The sequence below is a fragment of the Microcoleus sp. D3_18a_C4 genome (genome assembly GCF_036702415.1).
Lineage (GTDB): Bacteria > Cyanobacteriota > Cyanobacteriia > Cyanobacteriales > Microcoleaceae > Microcoleus.
Genome location: NZ_JAUBTI010000022.1, coordinates 11,442 through 17,537, shown reverse-complemented (window position 1 = coordinate 17,537; position 6,096 = coordinate 11,442). Strand labels below are relative to the sequence as shown.

Annotated in this window: 3 protein-coding genes; 1 reads left to right on the top strand and 2 read right to left on the bottom strand. The window is 47.9% G+C overall.

Annotated elements, in window-relative coordinates; genetic code table 11:
* Window positions 1–3,271, bottom strand: a 3,271-nt coding sequence (locus QUB16_RS12785; protein WP_333316489.1) for an nSTAND1 domain-containing NTPase, incomplete at its 3' end; no start/stop codon positions are given.
* Between the two features lie 188 nt (window positions 3,272–3,459).
* Window positions 3,460–3,654 (bottom strand): hypothetical protein, encoded by a 195-nt coding sequence (locus QUB16_RS12780; protein ID WP_333316580.1) that lies wholly within the window; start codon window positions 3,652–3,654, stop codon window positions 3,460–3,462.
* A gap of 556 nt (window positions 3,655–4,210) precedes the next feature.
* On the opposite strand from QUB16_RS12780, the gene ribBA reads away from it, so the two are divergent.
* The gene (gene ribBA, locus QUB16_RS12775; protein WP_333316487.1) at window positions 4,211–5,902 is read left to right on the top strand and encodes a bifunctional 3,4-dihydroxy-2-butanone-4-phosphate synthase/GTP cyclohydrolase II; all 1,692 of its coding nucleotides are present in this window, start codon (window positions 4,211–4,213) and stop codon (window positions 5,900–5,902) included.
* The last annotated feature ends 194 nt before the right edge of the window (window positions 5,903–6,096 follow it).

The following is a 6,096-nucleotide window of genomic DNA, read 5'->3' as shown; positions in this document are numbered from 1 at the left end:
AAACCACGTCTGTATGCCCAGTGAGGGTTTTAATTTCCTGGCCGGTGGTGGTATCCCACAGTTTCACGGTTTTGTCACGACTGCCAGTGGCCAGCCGCTTGCCATTGGGACTGAAACTGACAGCCCGAACCACGTCTGTATGGCCAGTGAGGGTGTTAATTTGCTTGCCGGTGGTGGTATCCCACAGTTTCACGGTTTTGTCACGACTGCCAGTGGCCAGCCGCTTGCCATCGGGGCTGAAACTGACACCCCAAACCCCGTTTGTATGCCCAGTGAGGGTGTTAATTTCCTTGCCGGTGGTGGTATCCCACAGTTTCACGGTTTTGTCCGCACTGCCAGTGGCCAGCAGCTTGCCATTCGGGCTGAAACTGACAGCATAAACCGCGTTTGTATGCCCAGTGAGGGTGTTAATTTCCTTGTCGGTGGTGGTATCCCACAGTTTCACGGTTTTGTCACCACTGCCAGTGGCCAGCAGCTTGCCATTGGGGCTGAAACTGACCGCCCAAACCACGTCTGTATGCCCAGTGAGGGTTTTAATTTCCTGGCCGGTGGTGGTATCCCACAGTTTCACGGTTTTGTCAGCACTGCCAGTGGCCAGCCGCTTGCCATTCGGGCTGAAACTGACAGCCCGAACCACGTCTGTATGCCCAGTGAGGGTTTTAATTTGCTTGTGGGTGGTGGTATCCCACAGTTTCACGGTTTTGTCACGACTGCCAGTGGCCAGCCGCTTGCCATCGGGGCTGAAACTGACACCCCAAACCCAGTGTGTATGCCCAGTGAGGGTGTTAATTTCCTTGCCGGTGGTGGTATCCCACAGTTTCACGGTGTTGTCAGCACTGCCAGTGGCCAGCAGCTTGCCATCGGGGCTGAAACTGACAGCAAAAACCTCGTTTGTATGCCCAGTGAGGGTGTTAATTTGCTTGCCGGTGGTGGTATCCCACAGTTTCACGGTTCTGTCAGCACTGCCAGTGGCCAGCAGCTTGCCATCGGGGCTGAAACTGACAGCCCAAACCCAGTTCGCGTGTCCGCCCAAGGTGTTTGGTGCTGCTGCCTGGGAAACTGTATTTAATAATGACAGTTCTACTTGGGTACGAGTATCAGCATCTACCCAAGGTGTACGTTGCATTTGCACAACCGCTTTTAAACTTGTTTTGACAGCTTTTGACTTATTATCTAAATTTAAAAGCGCATCGGAATATTGAGCCAGAGAATTAATTTGAGTAATAGCAGCACGCCACCAACCGAAACCAGCTAACCCTGCTAAAACCAAAGCGATTGCTGAAAAGCCACTCAGCCCAACAATCGTCAGTTGCCGCCTGCGTTGCTTTTTTTGTCTTTCTCTATCCCGTTCTTTAACGCTAACCTGAATAAAATCTCGTTCTTCGTGCGTCATTTCATCGGCACGTTTACGCAACCAATCTTCCGCCACAGTCAACGATGTCCCCCGCAACAAACCTCCAGAGTCATGGTTGTTATTTTTCCACTCCCGTAACCCCATCTTCAGTCGTTCTTGCCAAGTCCGAAACTGACGGTTAGCATTCATCCACTCGCGCAGAGTGCCCCATTCTCGAATCAGCGCTTCATGCACCACCTCTACCGTATCTTCCTGTTCTTGCCGTCCCGTCACTACCAATCTTGCTTGATATCCCGCTAAATAACTGACCAAATTCCAATTATCTTCCCCCACTTCCGCACGGGTAGCAACGCGCCTAGTATCTTCGGTTCCTTCCCCCGGACGCACTAATTGCACAAAGATACGTTGTGCCTGTTTTTTCTCGGTTTCGCTCAGTTGTTGGTAAACTTGTTCGGCATGATTGGCAATGGCTTTTTTCACCCCGCCAATTTCTTCGTAAGCTTGGTGAGTTAACTCTCGGTTTTGCTGCTTTTCCCACAAACGAGTTAGAGCAAATTCTAATAAGGGCAAATTCCCAGGTTCTTGCCCCACATCATCAAGAATGCGTTGGGTTAATTGCGGTTCTAATTGGACTGCCAATTTTTGAGCAGGTAATTCAATTGCTGCCTGTAATTCCTCTCGCTTCATGGAACTAAGCAATTGTGGTGTAAATTCCTGCAAAGCATCCCGAAATGGACGATAGGAAAGCACATAACCGTAAAAGTCAGCGCGTAACGTCAAAACTAATGTAATATTTTGTTGAGCGATCGCCGTTAGCAACTCATTAGCAAAACGTTCCTGTTCTTCCTTCACCTGACAAAGGGTGTACAGTTCCTCAAATTGGTCTGCAACTAACAACAACCGTTTACCTGGGTTACGCTCTAAAATGCGAGATACAACTTGCTGTAAAGTGATTCTCCCATTTTGTAAGTCGCCGGTTAATCCTACCGCTTCCCGCAATTGTTGAGTTTCACCCGCTTCTGGTTCTAATTGCCGCACTAAGGCAGAAGCCAAAGGCAAAAACGGTTCTTTCCCGGGACGAAATGATTCAATTAACCAATTTCCTTCTTTTCGCAATTTGGGAATTAATCCCGCATACACCACAGAAGATTTACCACTTCCACTTGGCCCGACGACAGCTACTAAGGGTTGTGTCTGAGTGACTTCTACTAACTTATTTACAAATTTTTCTTGTCCAAAAAAGAAGTCTGCATCTTCTTCTTTAAATGCAGACAATCCTTGATAAGGGTTAGGCGGAATCACATCTTCAAAAGCAATTATACCGTCATCAATCGGAGCATCTATTAAGTTCTTTTTCTTAAAAACCGGAGTTTCATGCTCTAGGAAACTCATCATCTGCGAACGCCCTAAATCGTAGGCTTCTTCCACTTCATACCCAGCCGCAATCCCATCATAAAATGCCACCGCAAAGGCGACGGCTGCTTTATCTCCCACGGCTCTATTCATGCCAACTACATAATTAACGTATTGGCTAATTGCATCAGCTTGTACTTCCGAATAACAAGCATTGAGAATTACGCACTCTACCCCTTTTTTTGCAAATAATTTAAACATACTGGCGAGGGCATTTGTCTGCACCAGCGCCATTTTTCCAGTATCATCTTCTAGGACAATTCCATCTTCTCCCGCACCATGTCCGCAAAAGTGAACAATATTCGGTTGATAATCTAAGATAGCCCGGTAAAAGTCACGGGAACGCACGGCCCATTTTTGTTCTAATTTATACAGTTCTCGTTTGTTTGCCCGTCGCAATCCTTCGTCAATTTCCCGGATTTCTTGATCCAATCGCAAGGGAGCCGTATTTTTGGGATTAGCTGCCAGAATCAGAATTGTTTTGACGCGGGCATTGTTACTCATAAGACACAGGAATGATAGGATAATTTTTCAACAGGCTAGACGGCTCTCCTGAGTTTTAGGTGATTATAAAAATAAAACTCACTTCCCGTGGTACAAGCCGGAAAGCCTGGGTGAGCGAGACTACCGTTTCCACCACAAATGCCGGATAGCTCTATTATCCAAATCAAATGTATACTTATCAGGATTTTTTACCTACCAGAGAAACTTTTCATTGGGAATGAAAAGAACTTGCTGCCCGCAACTCCCGCGCCGTAGTTCCAGACAACTTCTTGAATCAGATAAAAAGGCACTTTGTCCCAAAGCAGATAGGAAATCGGAATTGCTTTTACCCGATCGCGAATTGACAAATAACCTAAATTCAGCCAAAACGCTCCTCGATCGATCGTTACCCGGTAAACCTCCGCTATCCACTGCTCGCACCAGTTTAAATACTCATCTAACCCAAGGATTTTTCGTACTCTTTGCCGATGTTATAAGGCGGGCTGGTAACGGTTATACCAATTTTTTATGAGGCTGCATAGAATCAGATCCCCCCTAGCCCCCCTTAATAAGGGGGGGACAAGATTCCGCTCAAATTCCCCCAATAACCAGGGGGAGTAGGGGGTATGCGAGGGGGATCGAGATATGTGCAACTTCACATTAAAGTGGTATTAAATCTACAAATTGATCGGGTAGCAACTTCAATGCTTCCAAACAATCCAGGTTGTAAATTAGGAAATTAGGAGCTTGGAAGTACGGTTTACCTAAAATATTCGCGATCTCAGTCAAGCTCATGAAATATTGGAGAGAGATTTTGTTGACAAGATGCAATAATTATAGTAAGTGACTTTAGAAATATTGTCAAACTCATCTGGATTGGGCGATCGCCCTGCCGGAAACAAAAGGTTACAATCACAAATACATTCTATTTCCATAACATTTTATAGCTTGAACTTCTCAGTGCCCAATAACAACACCTCAACACAATCATTTCAATTTGACTCGATCGACAGCGCCCTCGCAGACCTCAAAGCAGGTCGCCCCCTGGTAGTAGTCGATGACGAAAATCGCGAAAACGAAGGCGATGTGATTTGTGCTGCCCAATTCGCCACCCCCGACAACATCAATTTTATGGCCGTGAACGCGCGGGGTTTGATTTGTCTGGCATTGAGTGGCGAAAGGCTCGATCGCCTGGAACTGCCCCTCATGGTCAGCAAAAACACCGACAACAACCAAACTGCCTTCACCGTCAGCATCGATGCAGTCAACGGCGTCAGTACCGGTATCTCGGCCGAAGACAGAGCCCGCACCATCCAAGTCGCCATCCACCCGGACACCAAACCTCAAGACTTGCGCCGTCCCGGTCACATTTTTCCCCTGCGGGCGATCGACGGTGGCGTCCTCAAACGCGCCGGTCACACCGAGGCCTCGGTTGACCTCGCCAGACTCGCTGGCCTGTATCCTGCCGGCGTGATCTGCGAAATTCAAAACCCCGACGGTTCCATGTCGAGGTTGCCGGAATTAATCGAGTACGCCAAAACCCACAACCTTAAAATAATCAGTATTGCTGACTTAATTAGCTACCGACTCAAGCACGATCGATTCGTCCGCCGCGAAACCGTCGCCAAATTGCCCACTCAATTCGGCGAGTTTATGATTTACGCCTACCGCGACACCCAAGACAATTCAGAACACGTTGCTATTGTCAAGGGCGACCCGGCAGAATTTAAAGACAAACCCGTGATGGTGCGGGTGCATTCCGAATGCCTGACAGGCGATGCTTTGGGTTCCCTGCGCTGCGACTGCCGGATGCAACTGCAAGCGGCACTGAAAATGATCGAAAATGTCGGTTCTGGCGTCATAGTTTACTTGCGCCAAGAAGGTCGGGGCATTGGATTGGTAAATAAACTAAAAGCTTACTCGCTGCAAGATTTGGGATTCGATACCGTAGAAGCCAACGAACGGTTGGGATTTCCCGCCGACTTGCGGAACTACGGCGTGGGAGCACAAATGCTCAACGATTTGGGAGTTAAAAAAATTCGGTTGATTACCAACAACCCGCGCAAAATTGCGGGTTTGAAAGGTTACGGCATTGAAGTAGCCGATCGCGTCCCTTTACTAATTGAAGCCACAGATTACAACTCGATCTATCTGGCAACAAAAGCCGAAAAACTCGGTCATATGCTACTGCAAACTTATTTAGTAACAGTGGCGATTCAGTGGAACGAAAAAGCAGAAGGAAAAGAGGAAGATTCTGCCATTCAAAATCGGTACGAACACCTCGAAAAGCTGCGGCATTTGGCGGCTAGCCAGCACTTGCTGCTGCAAGAAGAAGCGCGGCCGGTGGGCATAGCCCTTTTCGGAGAAGGCTCCCTCATCGTTCACCTGGGCTTCGATCAAGCCGGACTCGCAGCCCCCGACTGGTACTTGGATGTAAACCATCCTTACGTCAAGGCGATCGGCCAAATTTTGGGTGAAATCAGCACTGAGCCGAATTTGCAAACATTAGAATTCATGGTTTCCTCCGGTGCAGATCCGCTCAAAACCCTGCAAGTCCAGCTCGATCGCGAGACATTCCTGTTGTCGGAATTAACCGGAATTTGCGATCGGCTCGAACCTCAAAAAATCTACAGTTTTGCTCCTCTTCCCTGAAGGCAAAAGGTAGAAGCCAACCCCCCCCTACCCCAGCAGGGGGGAAGGCAGAAGCCAAGAAAAACTGTGAATTTCTGAACAATACTTGTTGATACCAGCATCTTCCTTTCGTCAGAAAGCAGCCACCAATAACAACAGTGAATAACAATGTTGATTGCCGTCTAATATTATGTCCGGTCGATTACCAGAAATCA